Origin of the sequence: Bacteroides sp. An269 (genome assembly GCF_002159755.1) — a bacterium.
Lineage (GTDB): Bacteria > Bacteroidota > Bacteroidia > Bacteroidales > Bacteroidaceae > Phocaeicola > Phocaeicola intestinalis.
The window spans coordinates 1-15934 of sequence record NZ_NFJG01000021.1 but is presented as its reverse complement, the minus strand read 5'-3'; the positions used below and the strand labels follow the sequence as shown (position 1 = coordinate 15934).

Here is a 15934-nt window from a genome sequence, read left to right as displayed (position 1 = left end):
AATCATTTTTTATCAAGATTTCGCAGGAATATGTGCCAAAACATCCAGCAGATGACGCCAGAACTTATCTACTGTAGGAATCAGCATGCGCTCATCGGGCGAATGCACGCCACGCAAAGTAGGTCCGAACGATACCATATCCAACGAAGGATACTTCTCCAAAAACAATCCGCACTCTAATCCGGCATGAATGGCTTTTACTTTCGGTTCTGTTCCAAACAAGCGCTTGTAACTCTCTACGGCAATGTGCAATATTTCTGAAGAAGGATTGGGTTTCCAACCCGGATATCCGTCACCTGTTGAAACAGAAGCACCACCCAGCAAAAATGCTGCACTTACCATCATCGACATATCCTCACGCGAAGAAAGGATGGAACTGCGCTGACTGGTCACCACTGTCAGTTCCCCTTTTCCTTGTTTCACCGAAGCCAGGTTAGACGAAGTCTCTACCAATCCTGCAATGTCCTGGCTCATGGCATACACTCCATTATGCACAGCATAAATAGAAAGCAAGAAACGCTTCATGTCAGCAACTTCCATCACTTCCGCACGAGGTGCTTCCGATTCCAGGTCCATCTGCAAATTAGGTTCAGTTACAGCATATTCGTTTTCCACTTCCGACAAATACACGTTCAGGTCCACACGCACCGACTCCTTGTTTTCCATCGGGACTGCACATACAGCATAAGCCTCGCGCGGAATGGCATTATGCAGATTCCCTCCGTCTATCTCGCACAGACGCAGGTCGTATTTCCGCATCAGTTGCACCAAGTAACGGTTCAACAGTTTGTTAGCATTCGCACGGTTCTTATTTATATCATCCCCTGAATGACCTCCAGTAAGTCCTTTTACAACTACACGGAAAAAGAAATATCCTTCGGGTGCATGCGTCATCGGGCAAGGAAATACCGCTGTTGTACCCGCCCCTCCGGCACAACCGATAAATAACTCCCCTTCATCCTCCGAGTCCAGGTTTATCAGGATATCCCCTTTCATAAAACCTTCTTTCAAAGCGAAAGCACCGGTCAGTCCTGTTTCTTCGTCCACCGTAAACAAGCATTGTACAGGTCCGTGTTCCACATCATCCGAAGCCAGCAAGGCAAGTTCGGCTGCCATTCCGATTCCATTATCGGCTCCCAACGTGGTTCCTCTGGCTCTCAACCATTCCCCGTCAATATATGTTTCTATCGGGTCGGTTTCGAAGTTATGCTGTGTATCCTTGTTTTTCTCACACACCATATCCATGTGCGACTGGAGAATTACCGTTTTCAAATTCTCCTTGCCCCGCGAAGCCGGCTTCTCTATCAATACATTTCCAGCATCATCGGTCCGGGCATGCAACCCGTGCTTCTGGGCAAAATCCAACAGATAAGCTCTTATTTTTTCTTCCTTCTTGGAAGGACGAGGCACCTGGCACACTTCTTCAAAATATTGGAAGACAATAACAGGTTTCAAATCTTTTTTCTCCATAAATCAAGTGTTTATTTTTCTACTTCCGTAAAAATAAGTTAAAAATACGAATTAATGAGGATACTCCCCGCTTTTTTCAAGGACAAACATCCAATTTCGATAACAAAAAGTATATCTTTGCAGCACAAAATTAATAGAAATGCTTAAGACTATCCTCTTTACTGTGTTAATAGTTGCTATCAGCATAGCACTATTCTCTGTAAAGATACTCTTTACAAAAAACGGAAGATTCCCTAATACCCACGTCAGCGGCAACAAGGCGTTGCGTAGGAAGGGTATCGGGTGCGTACAATCGCAAGATCGCGAGGCAAGGCAAACGAATCCGCATGCCATTGCCGAACGTATGCCTAACGGAAAAGAACAGGAAAACAATTAATAACTAAGATACTGAAAAAAACATGATGAAAAAAATGAAGTATGTCCTGAATGGATTTTTGGCATTGGCTCTTGCGCTGATGTTCACACAATGCACTGACAAGAAAGCAGAGAATGGAAACTCGACGGAAATTACAGCTACCGTACCGGGAAGTATGAAAATAGCATACGTCGAAATAGACTCATTGCTGACTAAATACAAGTTCTGGAACGACCTGAACGAACAGATGATTCAGAAGGAGGAAAATATCCGTACTACCTTGAACGAAAAAGCCAAAGATTTGGACAACGATATGCGCGAATTCCAACGCAAATTGGAAAACAATGGTTTTGTAAGTCAAGAGCGTGCCGAACAAGAAAGAGTACGTATTGTCCAAAAACAGCAGAAATTGCAAGAACTGCAAGAAAAATTAACCAACGAACTACAGACAGAAAACCAAAAGAACAGCTTGCAATTGCGCGACTCCATCAATTCATTCCTGAAAATCTATAACAAAGACAAAGGATATAGCCTGATCATCAGCAATACCGGATTCGACAATCTGCTGTATGCAGACGACGCATTCAACATCACCGATGAAATTGTTGAAGGACTGAACGCCCGTTACAATCCGAGCAAGAAATAAACCTTTTTATATACAAAGACGAGGCACGACTTGGAAAGAAAAACATTCTCTTTCCGGGCCGTGCCTCATCTTTATCAAAAAATCCCCGGTTCCTACCGAACAAAACAAGAGCCGGAAATGTTATAATAACAGATACATTCGCCCAATCAGACTATGACCCACTAAAAGCATTACGATTATGGAAACGTTTGCAGATTTAGTTACATCATCCACTCCTGTACTGGTAGACATCTACGCAGAATGGTGTACACCTTGCAAGGCTATGACACCTATCTTGAAACAACTGAAAGCAATGCAAGGAGATGCCATCCGGATTATCCAAATAAACATCGACAAGAATCCTCAAATAGCCCAGCATTATGCAGTACACTCTGTGCCTACACTTATGATATTCAAAAACGGCAAACAGCTATGGAGACAAAGCGGATTTGTGAACATCCATGAACTAAACCAAATCATCGAACAATTCAAATGATGTTTACCTTTTGATTTTCTTTTTGTAAAGGTCGGCACGCCCCATTACATCACGCACAAAATTATAAGTTTCCGTACCACGGAAATAACCGTTTTTACAAACCGGATCCTGATAATATTCCTCATTGCTCTTCAGCAAGATATAATGGTCTACATGGTGCTCCCACCGATAAGGGTCTTTTCCATATTTCTTCGCCAAAGCCATGGCATCGGTTATGTGTCCTGCTCCTGCATTGTAAGCCGCCAATACGAACTTCACCTGCTCATCCTTGTCATCCACCTTCCGGAAAATATTCTGCAACTGGGCTATATACTTTACCCCTCCTTTGATACTCTCTTCCGGGTCTTGCTCCTTGCCCCTTGGAATCCCCATAGCATGAGCCGTAACAGGCATCAGCTGCATCAGTCCTTTAGCACCGGCCCACGACACTACATCCGGATTGAAATTCGATTCCGTATAAACCAATGCTGCAAGCAACCGCCAATCCCATCCGATTTCTTTAGCATACTTACGGAACAAATCATCGTAATGCGATATCTTTCCATCCTTCACCGAGAGAATAGAACCATGCACCGGCTGCTTGTTAAGTTCAAAATAACGGCGTGCACTTGCCTTAAATTCCGGTGAATTGATATTTTCCTTGTGCCATTTATCTGCTGCCTGGGCAAGCAAAGGCGATGTTTTACGTACTGCCCACGAAGCACGCTGGTCGAAACTGACCACCAGCCTGATATCCAAGTTAGAATAATATGTACGGTTTATCTTTGCCACTTCATTGGTAGCTACGGTATAATCTATCTTACCTTCAGCCACCTGCGTAATCAAATCCTCGGTCGACAAGCTGTCAGCATCTACCAAATGAATACGTATGCCTCCTCCCAGCTCTTCATTCAAATGAACCAGACGTTCATAGTACTTTCCGGGACTTACATACACATCTTTGTCAATTAACTGGGTCACATCTTTCACTGCATCTCTACCTCTGCGTTGTACTACGACCTGATGCGTAATATTCTCCTCACCACAATAAATCAGACTGTCTTTCCACGCCTGTGTAATATCCAGATTATAAGCTATGAGGTCGCCTTTACCTTCCAGCAGGCATCGCACCATTTCCGAAGGATTGTTCACCACCTTCAGCTTCATTTTCAATCCCAGCGACTGCACGAACTGCTGTGCCAACTCATATTGAAATCCCATCGGTTCGCCCCGATAATTGAAATAGGAAGTAGAACTGTTGGCAGTAAGCACCACCAGTTCTCCACGTTCTTTAATGACAGGCAAATCAACATTCGCCTCACCTCCTGCCGACTGCCTGCCACTACAAGCTACCGACAGCCAACATATCAGTCCTATCCAACTCCAGAAAACAACTGTTTTCATCGGCCAATGATTTTTTCTATATATAGCTTCAGTATCTCGATAGCCTTCCAGTTGTGTCCACCTTGTGGAACAATCAAGTCTGCATATTGCTTGGCTGGTTCAATAAACTCCTGATGCATCGGTTTCAGCACCTTTACATACCGGTCCATCACGGCTTCGGCTGTACGTCCGCGCTCAATCACGTCCCGCTGGATAACCCGGATCAACCGTTCATCCGAATCTGCATCCACAAACACCCGCAAATCCATCAAATCCCGCAAGCGCTTATCACTTAATGCCAGAATACCTTCGATTATCACCACTTTACGCGGTTCTATATGAATGGTTTCAGGTTGTCGTGTACAAGTCAGATAAGAATAAACCGGCTGTTCTATCGCTTTTCCCTGCCGGAGCATCTCCACCTGTTTCGACAAAAGTTCCCAATCGAATGCATCAGGATGGTCGAAATTTATGTTCTGGCGTTCCTCTACAGGTACATGGCTGCTGTCCTTATAATACGAGTCCAAAGGCAATAATGCCACTTCGTTGGCAGGCAAACTATCGACTATACTTTTTACGACTGTTGTTTTTCCGGAGCCTGTTCCTCCGGCAATACCGATGATAATCATGCTTTACTGGTTTTTAGATGTGGATAATTTGCACAAATATACACATTTTTCTCCTGCCCGCATCAAAAAAACGTTTTTTCAGCATATTTTATACCTTGAATTTACAAGAATGTGACATTGGCTGAATGAGGACATCCATGAAAAATAAAATCCATAAATCCGAAATGAAAAAAGCCCCTTGAAACAATCGCCGTAATCCGGAAAATACTTACATTTGTAGCAATAGACACAAGCATAAATTTTAAAACTTTTACATCATGGTAAAACATATTGTATTATTCAAGCTGAAAGAGACACTGACACAAACCGAAAAACAAGACGTTATGCACCGCTTCAAGGAAGCCATCGAAGCCTTACCGGCCCACATACCGACTATCCGGCACATCTTTGTAGGACTGAACATCAATCCGGATGAAAAATGGGACATCTGCCTGGAAAGTGAATTTGACACACTGGAAGATATGAAAGCCTATTCAATTCACCCCGACCACCTGGCTGCTGCCGGAATCCTGAATGGATACAGACAAGACCGCGCCTGCACAGATTATATCATCAATTGACAAAGTTATGAAAAAAATTATCAACCCATGGGAAGGCATGAAGGGATATAACTGTTTCGGATGTGCTCCGCAAAATCCTTCAGGACTGAAAATGGAATTTTATGAAGATGGAGACAGTATCGTCAGTTACTGGAAACCTGATGAAAAATACCAGGGATGGCTGGACACACTGCATGGAGGCATCCAGGCTTTATTGCTCGACGAAACATGCGGATGGGTCGTCATGCGTAAACTACAAACCGCAGGCGTCACTTCAAAAATGGAAACCCGTTACCTGAAACCAGTACATACCACTGACAAGCTGCTTACCATCCGCGCTTCCATCCGTGAGCAACGAAGAAACATTATCACCATCGAAGCAACCCTCACCAATGAAGCAGGCGAAGTATGCACACAAGCCGTCTGTACCTACTTTGCCTTTCCACGTGAAAAAGCCGAACACGAAATGCATTTTCATGAATGTAAAGTAGAAGGAGAATAAAAAGAACTATTCGAAAAACATAAAAATAGCAAAAAGCATAAACTTGCACAACCAAAATCGAGGTTCTTTTGTTAACTTTACATAGAAGTTTAATTGATATACAAAGTAAATATGGCAAAAACAGCATTTCAAGGAAACCCTGTCACCCTGGCAGGTGAATTTGTAAAAACAGGAACGCAAGCTCCTGATTTTTCACTGGTAAAAGGGGATTTAAGTAGTTTCACCCTGGCAGACACCAAAGGGAAATATGCCCTGCTGAACATCTTCCCCAGCATGGATACAGGAGTATGCGCAGCATCGGTACGTAAATTCAACCAACTGGCAGCCCAAATGAGTGATACCATTGTATTGGCAATCTCGAAAGACCTGCCTTTTGCCCAAGGACGGTTCTGCACGACAGAAGGCATTGAGAACGTCATTCCACTATCAGACTATCGCTATACGTCCGATTTCGGAGAAAAATATGGCGTACTGATGACTGACGGTGTATTGTGCGGACTACTGGCACGGGCGGTGGTTATCATCAATCCGGAAGGCAAAGTAGTTTATACCGAACTGGTACCTGAAATCACCCAAGAGCCTGATTACGAGGCAGCCCTTGCCGCCCTGAAAGGCTAAATCCATCACTCGGATTACACGGATAAAATCTCATAAGCAGATTTTTTATCTGTGTAATCCGTAGTGTTTTTTTATTCTACAGCAAATTCCTTGATGCGCTGTTCTTCACTCAAGCGGCAAATCAGCAGACGGTCATTTTTTTCAGCAACGATGTAACCGTCAAGTCCTTGTACCACCACTTTCTTTTCTTCGGTAGTATGTACAATGCAATTACGGCTTTCGTGCAAATGAATGTTTTCTCCGATGCATACATTATTATGAGCGTCTTTATGCAAGTTATCGTGCAACGATCCCCATGTACCCAAGTCACTCCAACCGAATGAAGCCGGGAACACATAAATTTCTTCTGCTTTTTCCATGATGGCATAGTCGATAGAAATGTTTTCGCACGTAGGGAAAAGCTTGTCTATTTTCTCCTGTTCCACCTCTGTATAATAATAAGGCAGCAATCCTTCGAAAATGTTCGACATAGTAGGCTGGTACACCCGAAAAGCATTGACGATGGTGCTGACATTCCAAATGAATATACCGGCATTCCAGAAATAATTTTTCCGTTGTAAGTATCGTTTGGCCGTTTCCAAATCCGGTTTTTCCTTGAATGCATCTACCCGGTAGATTTCTTTATTGGAAGGACATGCCATAGAAAGATCACCTTCAATATATCCATATCCTGTTTCAGGACGCGTAGCCTGCATACCCAGAGTGACAATGGCATCAGAGTCGGCCGTAAACTTCAAAGCAGAATTGACTACCCTTACAAACTCACGCAAATCCATCACTATGTGATCACTCGGAGTAACCACTATATTTGCCTTGGGATTCTTCGCTTTGATTTTCCAACTCACATACGCTATACATGGAGCCGTATTTCTACGGCAAGGTTCTAATAAAATATGCTCGGGATTAATATCTGGAAGCTGTCCTTTCACCAGCTCTGCATAAGCCGCCGATGTGACAATCCACATATTTTCCACTCCGCACACATCACGAAAACGTTCAACCGTAAGCTGAAGCAACGTCTTTCCACATCCTAAAACATCAATGAACTGCTTGGGGAAATCAGTAGTACTCATCGGCCAGAACCGACTTCCCACTCCTCCTGCCATAATGACGACATGATTGTTATTCGAATTCATACTGAATTTATTATTTTAAATCTCAGTTGCAAATATATGTATTTTAATTTCATTAAGGCCATATTCAACAATTTTTTATCTCTTTTTCCAACGCAAAGTGTTATCAAACATAAGAACCTGACTGCTCCTTCTTTATCATAACAGAAACGATGCCATAAAAGCATTTCACCTGAAAAAAACAAAAGGAGTTAGAAGTAAAATGTAAAGACTTCTAACTCCTTGAGATTATTTCCTGTCCGGAAAAGCCGAAATCAGCGTTTCCGTTTCCAAAGATTACTCATATCTTCCAGTGTCTTTCCCTTGGTCTCCGGAACCAGCCTCCATACAAACAGCGCAGCTATAATACAGATAGCCCCATAAAGACCATAAGTAAACCAATGTCCGAAATCAGGGTCATTGCTTGTCTGCATATTGAACATGGGGACAAACGAAGCACTCACAATCCAATTGAATATCCATTGGAAAGCCACGGCAATGGCTACAGCAGCTCCCCGAATCGTATTAGGAAATATTTCTGAAATGAGCACCCAGCAAATAGGTCCCCATGACATCATGAATGAAGCGCTATAAACCATGATGCTCAACATCGTCACCAGCTCCACACCGGCATGTCCGAAAGTAAACGCTACCCCCAAGGCACCGATAGCCATCCCGATAGAACCTGTGATAAGCAAGGGTTTACGTCCCCATTTTTCAACCGTAAAGATAGCAATAAGCGTAAACAGAATATTGACAATACCCATGATAATGGTTTGCATCATAGGATTCGCCATACCCATGTCATCAAAAATTCGCGGAGCATAATAAAGCACAGCATTGATACCTACAGCCTGCTGGAACACACTCAACATAATACCGACGAAAATAACAAGTACACCGTAAGTAAATACTTTCTCGGTTTTTTCCGTAATGGTATTTCTTATCTCGTTCAGAATGTTATTCCCTTCCGTCTTTCCATTGATTTTACAAAGCACGGAAAGTGCTTTGTCATCTTCTCCAGCCATGACGAGGTAACGCGGAGTCTCGGGCACAAAACAAATCAGTAAGGCAAATAACCCTGCCGGTACAGCTTCACTACCAAACATATAACGCCATCCGGTAGATATGGTCCACGGATCACTTCCTGGAGCCACAGCATTGATGCCCTGACCGATAGATTCTATAACAGGATTGGTATGATCGCCCAGAATAAAGAAATTCACCATATATACGACCAGCTGACCAAAAATAATGGCAAACTGATTCCACGATACCAATGTACCTCGGATATTAGACGGAGCCACTTCAGCGATGTACATCGGACAAATTGCAGAAGCAAGCCCTACCCCTACTCCTCCTATGACACGATAAATATTAAAAGCGATAAGCAACGGATAAGTCGGCACCCCATGCTCGAAAAACAAGAATTCAGGTACCATCGAGCCCAATGCAGAAATAAAAAACATGATACCGGCAAATATCAACGATTTTTTCCGGCCCCAATTCGAAGCCATATAACCAGAAACAGCACTGCCGATAATGCAGCCAATGAGCGCGCTGGCACATGTAAAGCCGTGCCATCCATCCGTATATACAAAATCTTCCGCTCCCAAGAAGAATGCCTGCAATCCTTTTTCCGCACCCGAAATGACTGCTGTATCATATCCGAACAGCAACCCTCCCAACACGGCTACAAGCACAATCGTAAAAAGATAAGTTTTACTTCCTTTTTCGGCGTAATCCATGATATAAAAACAAATAAGGTAAAGAATGAAGAACAAAAAAAATGAAGAACGAAGAACGAAGAATGAAGAACCGGGGGTACATCCGCCTATTCTTCACTCTTCATTCTTAATTCTTCATTCAACTATCAGCAATACATATTCACAATAGCTTCATACAATTCTTGCTTGCCGCTAGTCTGTTTCGGTTCGCCTACGGTCTTGGCGTATGCCACAACATCTTCCAGCGTCAGCTTGCCTTCTTCAAATTCTTTGCCCTTACCAGCATCGAACGAAGCGTAACGGTCTGCCAGCATCTTCTTGTATGGAGATTCTTCCAGCAATTTGGCTGCACTCAGCAGAGCACGTGCCATTACGTCCATACCTGCGATGTGGGCGATGAAGATATCTTCCAGGTCGGTAGAGTTGCGACGGGTCTTGGCGTCGAAGTTCGTACCGCCGTTGCCCAGACCGCCGTTTCGGATAATCTGCATCATGGCCTGGGTCAGTTCGTAGTTGTCAATCGGGAACTGGTCGGTATCCCATCCGTTCTGGTAATCACCGCGGTTGGCGTCGATAGAACCCAGCATGCCGTTGTCTACAGCTACGCACAATTCATGTTCGAAGGTATGACCAGCCAATGTAGCGTGGTTTACTTCGATATTTACCTTGAAGTCCTTGTCCAGATTGTGGGCCTTCAAGAAACCTACTACGGTTTCAGTATCCACGTCATACTGGTGCTTGGTCGGTTCCATCGGTTTCGGCTCAATCAGGAATGTACCGGTAAAACCTTTAGCACGTGCATAGTCGCGAGCGATGGTCAGCATTTGTGCCAAGTGTTCTTTTTCACGTTTCTGGTCGGTGTTCAGCAATGACATATAGCCTTCACGTCCGCCCCAGAATACATAGTTACTACCGCCGAGTTCGATTGTTGCATCAATGGCATTCTTGATTTGAACACCAGCACGTGCTACAACATCAAAATCCGGATTGGTAGCAGCACCGTTCATATAACGTGCATGACCGAATACATTAGCCGTACCCCACAACAGTTTGATGCCAGTTTCAGCTTGTTTCTGCTTCAGATAAGCCACCACTTCTTTCAGGTTAGCTTCATATTCTTCAATTGTATCGGCTTCATCGCAAAGGTCTACATCGTGGAAGCAATAATACTCGATGCCCATTTTCTGCATGAATTCGAAACCGGCATCCACCTTGTCTTTGGCAGCTTGTACCTTATCAGGATTTCCTTTCCAAGGGAATTTCTTTGTTCCACCACCGAACTGGTCGCCACCTTCTGCACAAAGAGTGTGCCACCATGCCATAGAAAACTTCAACCAGTCTTTCATCTTCTTACCCATTACGACTTTTTCAGGATCATAATAACGGAAAGCCATCGGGTTCTTGCTTTCTACACCTTCGAATTTGATTTTACCAATACCAGGAAAATACTCTTTTGTTGCCATAGTTTTATTTGTTTAAAAGTTAATGTATTGAGTTTTTAAGTTTGTGAGTTTTTAAGTTTGTGAGTTTTTAAGTTTTTAAGTTTTTAAGTTTTTAAGTTTGTGAGTTTTTAAGTTTGTGAGTTTTTAGCCTCCTTGTGTTTTCGCACCTTCTGTAGAGACGATGTGCACATCGTCTCTACGATGATGATACCAACGAATGCACACATAATGCCCAAAGAAGCATTAAACTAAGAAACTAAAAAACTAAAGAACTAAAAAACTCAAAAACCTACCTTATGCATGCATTCCAGCCAACGTTGGTAGGCATCTTCGTATGCCGATTTATTAGCCGCATCCGGTTCGATGACAGCCAGCTTATCCAAGGTAGCAAACGCCTCATCATTATTCTTATAAATGCCTGCGCCCATACCTGCACCTTTTGCTGCACCTACCGAACCATCGGTATCATAAAGTTCAATAGTCGCACCGGTCACTCCAGCCAGCGTATTGCGGAATATCGGGCTAAGGAACATATTGGCATGCCCGGCATGGATTTTTTGTACATCCATTCCCATATTCCTCATGATGTCGATGCCATACTTAAACGAGAAGACAATACCTTCCTGTGCCGCACGGATGATATGGTTGCGCGTATGCAGATTAAAGTTAATGCCATGGATAGAGCATCCTGTTTCCCGATTCTGAAGCATACGTTCCGCTCCGTTACCGAAAGGAAGGATACTGATACCACCTGCCCCAATCGGTGCCTGAGCAGCAAGGTCGTTCATTTCAGCATACGAAACACCTGCGGGTACTACCGTACGCTTCACCCATGAATTCAGTATACCCGTACCGTTAATGCAAAGCAATACGCCCAAACGAGTCTGGTCTGCCGTATGATTTACATGAGCAAACGTGTTCACACGTGATTGAGGATCGTAATTAACCGAACCGTTTACACCATAAACGACTCCCGATGTACCTGCGGTAGAGGCAATCTCACCCGGATTGAAAACATTCAGAGAAAGTGCGTTATTCGGCTGGTCGCCCGCACGGTAGGTCACCGGAGTTCCTTCTTTCAATCCTAATTCGGCGGCGGCAACGGCGGTCACTCTTCCTTGTTCGGAAAAAGTAGGACGGATATCAGCTATCAACGAACGGTCGAAACCATAATAATCAAGCAGGAACTGAGCGACATCGTTTGCCTGGAAATCCCAAAACATACCTTCCGACAAACCAGAAACGGTAGTACAGATTTCACCAGTCAGACGCATGGCAATGTAATCGCCCGGCAGCATGATTTTATAAATCTGCGAGAAGACATCCGGTTCATTCTCCTTAATCCACGCCAATTTCGAAGCGGTAAAGTTACCCGGAGAGTTCAGCAAATGCGAAAGACACTTCTCTTCGCCCAATGTCTGAAAAGCTTTCTCCCCATAAGGAACAGCGCGCGAATCGCACCAAATGATAGCCGGACGAAGCACTTGCTGCTGTTTGTCTACACAAACCAAGCCATGCATCTGATAAGAAATGCCGATAGCGGCAATTTCTTCTTTCTTTGTCCCGCTTTCATTCATAATAGCTTCTGTAGCCAACTTCAAGTTAGCCCACCACATTTCCGGCTTCTGCTCAGCCCATCCCGGATGAACGGCGATAATTTCCGCTTCCGTTTTCGGATAGAAAGCCGAAGCCACACATTTACCTGTCCCGGCGTTTACCAAACTGGCTTTCACCGAAGAACTACCAATATCATACCCTAACAAATACATAGTACAGTACGTTTATTTATGTTTATTATATATCTTCCTGTCAAAACGATAATACCGTGCGGCACGATGCGCAACTCCCTTTTCCTTTTCCTCCAATGGAACCACGTACGGCAACAAAGCGATTTTCTTATGGAAATTACGCACATCAAACTCTTTATCATACACCAGCTGATAAAGCACGCGCAACTGGGCTGCCGTAAATTTACGGGGAAGCAAGTCAAACATCACCGAAGGCGAACTTTCCACATAATGGCGGAGAACCACCAGCGCATCTTTGAGGACACGCAAATGATCAAAAGCCAAACCCTTCACCTCTGATACCGGCATCCAGCAAGCATCATAAGTAGCCGAAAGATTCGTGCTACGGCGGTCTATCTTCAACAACGACAAATAGGCAATGGTTACAATCCGTCCCACCTTATTTTTCGTTATCCGGTGAAAATGTTCCAGCCACAACACATCCCGTGGATCCGACGTACGGTCTTTCGAACCGTAAGCCTTGAATTGATTCATCCGGATATTCTTCAAACCCGTCAATTCCGTAAGCACCCGTTTGGCTGCATCGTCCAAATCCTCATCAGCATAAATCAGACTCCCCGGAAGCTTCATGTCGTTATATCCACTCCCTGCACCCTTGCCGATCTGCCGGACTAAAAGCACACGGAACTGCTCACCATCAAAACCTATCACCACGCAGTCGACCGACACGTGAACGTCTATTATCTGGTTATTTCCGGTTTGCTTTTCCATGAGTATTTTTCTTTGAACACTGCAAATATAAGCACTTTTTGCATACGTTGTACACAAATACATAAATTATTTATCATGTTATTAAACATTATTCTTCAAACAAATAGTTTTCGTACATCATACAACAACCATGCATTGCTTTATCGTATCAGATACAAAAAGGGTAAAAGACCGCTTCCGGCTCCTTGCATCCTGCTTTTCAGCCGGCTCTGTTTATCCCCCCCAACAGGCTATATTTCCCGGCAAAGCCGTCTTGTTTTTATATTCCATGGGCTGGAACGTACATTCCAGCCCATGGAACATACGTTCCAGCCCGTGGAATATACGTTCCGGCTGGCGGAATATAAAACATACCTAACCGCATAAGACATATCACACACCCAGACAGACGTTTTAAAGCAGGTCCGAACAAGATAACGGGAAATTTCCTACCTTTGCAACCTGAATCATCCAGACACCAAAGACATGAAACACTACCCATGCATATTGACCATCGCCGGTTCCGATTGCAGCGGAGGAGCCGGCATACAGGCAGACATCAAGACCATTTCTGCCTTGGGAGCCTATGCGGCAAGCGCCATAACCGCCATCACCGTACAGAACACGTGCGGAGTAACAGGCATCCACGCCGTGCCTCCCACCTATATCCAAGGGCAAATCCAAGCGGTTATGACGGATATCCCACCTATATCCGTAAAGATAGGCATGCTGAATGACGCCGGAACCATCCGTGCCATAGCCGAATCCCTGCACAGGTTTACACCTTATTATAAATACATCGTGCTCGACCCCGTCATGGTCTCAACCAGCGGGTGCAAGCTCATAGAAGACGATGCCATCGAGGCACTGACCTCCTTGCTGATGCCCCTCGCCACCCTTATCACGCCCAATCTGAGCGAAGCGGAAGTGCTGACGGGAAAACGCATCGCCACGATACCCGACATGGAAAAAGCCGCAAAAGAATTGCTCGCCTTCGGAAGCCAGGCGGTCCTGGTCAAAGGCGGACACCTGAACGAGGCGGAGATGTGCGACGTGCTATATATAAAAGGAGAAGACCGGCCTCACCTGTTTTCTTCACCCAAAATCGAAAGCCGCAACACGCACGGCACCGGATGCACCCTTTCCTCTGCCATTGCCACGTATCTTGCCTTGGGAGAACCCTTGGAAGAAGCGGTCCGGAAAGCCAAGGCATACGTCTATCAAGGTATCTTGTCGGGAAAAGACGTGCATATCGGAGAAGGGCACGGACCGCTGAACCATTTCTTTGCACCGGTTCCCCTAAGGGTAAATGAAGAATTGAGAATGAAGAATTGAGAATGAAGAATTGAGAATGAAGAATTGGCTTATGTATTCCCTCTCCGCACGGAATTGGCAAACGCCGAACGTTGTTTCTTCATTCTTCCTTCTTCATTCTTCATTAAAATCACTATCTTTGTCCCAAACATTAACTTAAAAAACAATCGATATGAAAGCATTTGTATTCCCCGGCCAGGGAGCACAATTCGTAGGTATGGGAAAAGACCTTTACGAGACCTCTCCACTGGCGAAAGAATTATTCGAGAAAGCGAACGAAATCTTAGGATACCGCATTACGGATATCATGTTCAACGGCACTGACGAAGATTTGCGCCAGACCAAGGTGACCCAGCCTGCCGTATTCCTGCACTCGGTTATCTCGGCATTGTGTTTAGGCGATGAGTTCAAGCCCGAAATGACCGCCGGACACTCATTAGGCGAATTCTCGGCACTGGTAGCTGCCGGAGCCTTGTCGTTCGAAGACGGATTGAAGCTGGTATATGCCCGTGCCATGGCGATGCAGAAGGCTTGCGAAATGCAACCCTCTACCATGGCGGCTATCATCGCTTTGCCCGACGAGAAAGTGGAAGAAATCTGTGCACAGGTAAGCCAGGAGGGCGAAGTATGTGTAGCGGCCAACTTCAATTGCCCGGGACAAATCGTCATCTCAGGTTCTATCGAAGGCATCAACAAGGCTTGCGAACTGATGAAAGCAGCCGGAGCGAAACGTGCCCTTCCGCTGAAGGTAGGCGGTGCTTTCCATTCTCCGTTGATGAACCCGGCTAAAGTAGAACTGGAAGCGGCTATCAACGCCACGGAATTCCATGCGCCGAAATGCCCCATCTACCAGAACGTAGATGCCAGACCGCATACAGACCCGGCTGAAATCAAAGCCAACTTAGTAGCCCAATTGACCGCATCGGTACGCTGGACGCAAACCGTACAAAACATGATTGCCGACGGAGCCACCGAATTCGTAGAATGCGGACCGGGTGCCGTATTGCAGGGATTGATTAAGAAAATCAACAAAGAAGCGAACGCACACGGGATTTGAGAAAAATAAGGAAGAATCTTGCATACATCACAAAACCCGTATGCAAGATTCTTCCATTTTATGATTACATCTAACAATCTTCTTAGAAGCTGTTTTGAATTTCTCCAAAAAGTTTTTCTTGGCTTGATGTATCCGTTTTCGTGTGTGCTTTGGGCGATTTTTTGGTCTTTTTCGCTCCTGTTCTTCGT

16 protein-coding genes are annotated in these 15934 nt (G+C 44.7%); 8 read left to right on the top strand and 8 right to left on the bottom strand.

Annotated features, from left to right (window positions below):
* Positions 1-12: 12 nt before the first annotated feature.
* On the bottom strand, positions 13-1470 hold the full coding sequence (locus tag B5F71_RS06360; protein WP_022039377.1) for an aminoacyl-histidine dipeptidase: 1458 nt from the start codon (positions 1468-1470) through the stop codon (positions 13-15).
* A 139-nt stretch (positions 1471-1609) separates the two neighbouring features.
* On the opposite strand from B5F71_RS06360, the gene B5F71_RS06355 reads away from it, so the two are divergent.
* From B5F71_RS06355 to trxA, 3 genes are all read left to right on the top strand, one after another.
* Positions 1610-1846, top strand: coding sequence for a hypothetical protein (locus B5F71_RS06355; RefSeq protein ID WP_022039378.1), 237 nt, complete (start codon positions 1610-1612; stop codon positions 1844-1846).
* A gap of 25 nt (positions 1847-1871) precedes the next feature.
* The gene (locus B5F71_RS06350) at positions 1872-2471 is read left to right on the top strand and encodes an OmpH family outer membrane protein (RefSeq protein WP_022039379.1); all 600 of its coding nucleotides are present in this window, start codon (positions 1872-1874) and stop codon (positions 2469-2471) included.
* A gap of 178 nt (positions 2472-2649) precedes the next feature.
* On the top strand, positions 2650-2946 hold the full coding sequence (gene trxA / locus B5F71_RS06345; protein ID WP_022039380.1) for a thioredoxin: 297 nt from the start codon (positions 2650-2652) through the stop codon (positions 2944-2946).
* A gap of 3 nt (positions 2947-2949) precedes the next feature.
* On the opposite strand, the gene B5F71_RS06340 is transcribed toward trxA, so the two are convergent.
* Positions 2950-4329 carry a transglycosylase SLT domain-containing protein gene (locus B5F71_RS06340; RefSeq protein ID WP_087208566.1) on the bottom strand — a complete coding sequence of 460 codons (1380 nt, stop codon included), beginning with the start codon at positions 4327-4329 and terminating at the stop codon, positions 2950-2952.
* Positions 4326-4937, bottom strand: coding sequence for a uridine kinase (udk, locus tag B5F71_RS06335; protein WP_022039382.1), 612 nt, complete (start codon positions 4935-4937; stop codon positions 4326-4328). Before udk ends, B5F71_RS06340 begins: the two co-directional genes overlap by 4 nt.
* A 257-nt stretch (positions 4938-5194) precedes the next feature.
* On the opposite strand from udk, the gene B5F71_RS06330 reads away from it, so the two are divergent.
* From B5F71_RS06330 to tpx, 3 genes are all read left to right on the top strand, one after another.
* Complete coding sequence (locus B5F71_RS06330; protein WP_087208564.1) at positions 5195-5497, top strand: Dabb family protein; 303 nt, start codon at positions 5195-5197, stop codon at positions 5495-5497.
* A gap of 7 nt (positions 5498-5504) precedes the next feature.
* Positions 5505-5978, top strand: coding sequence for a PaaI family thioesterase (locus B5F71_RS06325; RefSeq protein ID WP_022039384.1), 474 nt, complete (start codon positions 5505-5507; stop codon positions 5976-5978).
* A 111-nt stretch (positions 5979-6089) separates the two neighbouring features.
* Positions 6090-6596, top strand: coding sequence for a thiol peroxidase (gene tpx / locus B5F71_RS06320; RefSeq protein WP_022039385.1), 507 nt, complete (start codon positions 6090-6092; stop codon positions 6594-6596).
* Between the two features lie 71 nt (positions 6597-6667).
* On the opposite strand, the gene B5F71_RS06315 is transcribed toward tpx, so the two are convergent.
* The 5 genes from B5F71_RS06315 to B5F71_RS06295 all read right to left on the bottom strand — a co-directional run bounded on the left by B5F71_RS06315 (position 6668) and on the right by B5F71_RS06295 (position 13396).
* The gene (locus B5F71_RS06315) at positions 6668-7732 is read right to left on the bottom strand and encodes a mannose-1-phosphate guanylyltransferase (RefSeq protein ID WP_087208563.1); all 1065 of its coding nucleotides are present in this window, start codon (positions 7730-7732) and stop codon (positions 6668-6670) included.
* 251 nt (positions 7733-7983) lie between these two features.
* The gene (gene xylE, locus B5F71_RS06310) at positions 7984-9456 is read right to left on the bottom strand and encodes a D-xylose transporter XylE (RefSeq protein ID WP_022039387.1); all 1473 of its coding nucleotides are present in this window, start codon (positions 9454-9456) and stop codon (positions 7984-7986) included.
* A gap of 125 nt (positions 9457-9581) precedes the next feature.
* Positions 9582-10898 carry a xylose isomerase gene (xylA, locus tag B5F71_RS06305; RefSeq protein WP_022039388.1) on the bottom strand — a complete coding sequence of 439 codons (1317 nt, stop codon included), beginning with the start codon at positions 10896-10898 and terminating at the stop codon, positions 9582-9584.
* Between the two features lie 260 nt (positions 10899-11158).
* Positions 11159-12646, bottom strand: a complete 1488-nt coding sequence (locus B5F71_RS06300) for an FGGY-family carbohydrate kinase (protein ID WP_087208561.1) — start codon at positions 12644-12646, stop codon at positions 11159-11161.
* 12 nt (positions 12647-12658) lie between these two features.
* The gene (locus tag B5F71_RS06295) at positions 12659-13396 is read right to left on the bottom strand and encodes an NUDIX domain-containing protein (protein ID WP_087208559.1); all 738 of its coding nucleotides are present in this window, start codon (positions 13394-13396) and stop codon (positions 12659-12661) included.
* Between the two features lie 465 nt (positions 13397-13861).
* Between B5F71_RS06295 and thiD the strand changes: the two genes are divergently transcribed.
* Both thiD and fabD read left to right on the top strand, forming a co-directional pair.
* The gene (gene thiD / locus B5F71_RS06285; RefSeq protein ID WP_087208555.1) at positions 13862-14710 is read left to right on the top strand and encodes a bifunctional hydroxymethylpyrimidine kinase/phosphomethylpyrimidine kinase; all 849 of its coding nucleotides are present in this window, start codon (positions 13862-13864) and stop codon (positions 14708-14710) included.
* Between the two features lie 151 nt (positions 14711-14861).
* The gene (gene fabD / locus B5F71_RS06280; protein WP_013618893.1) at positions 14862-15746 is read left to right on the top strand and encodes an ACP S-malonyltransferase; all 885 of its coding nucleotides are present in this window, start codon (positions 14862-14864) and stop codon (positions 15744-15746) included.
* Positions 15747-15934: the final 188 nt, after the last annotated feature.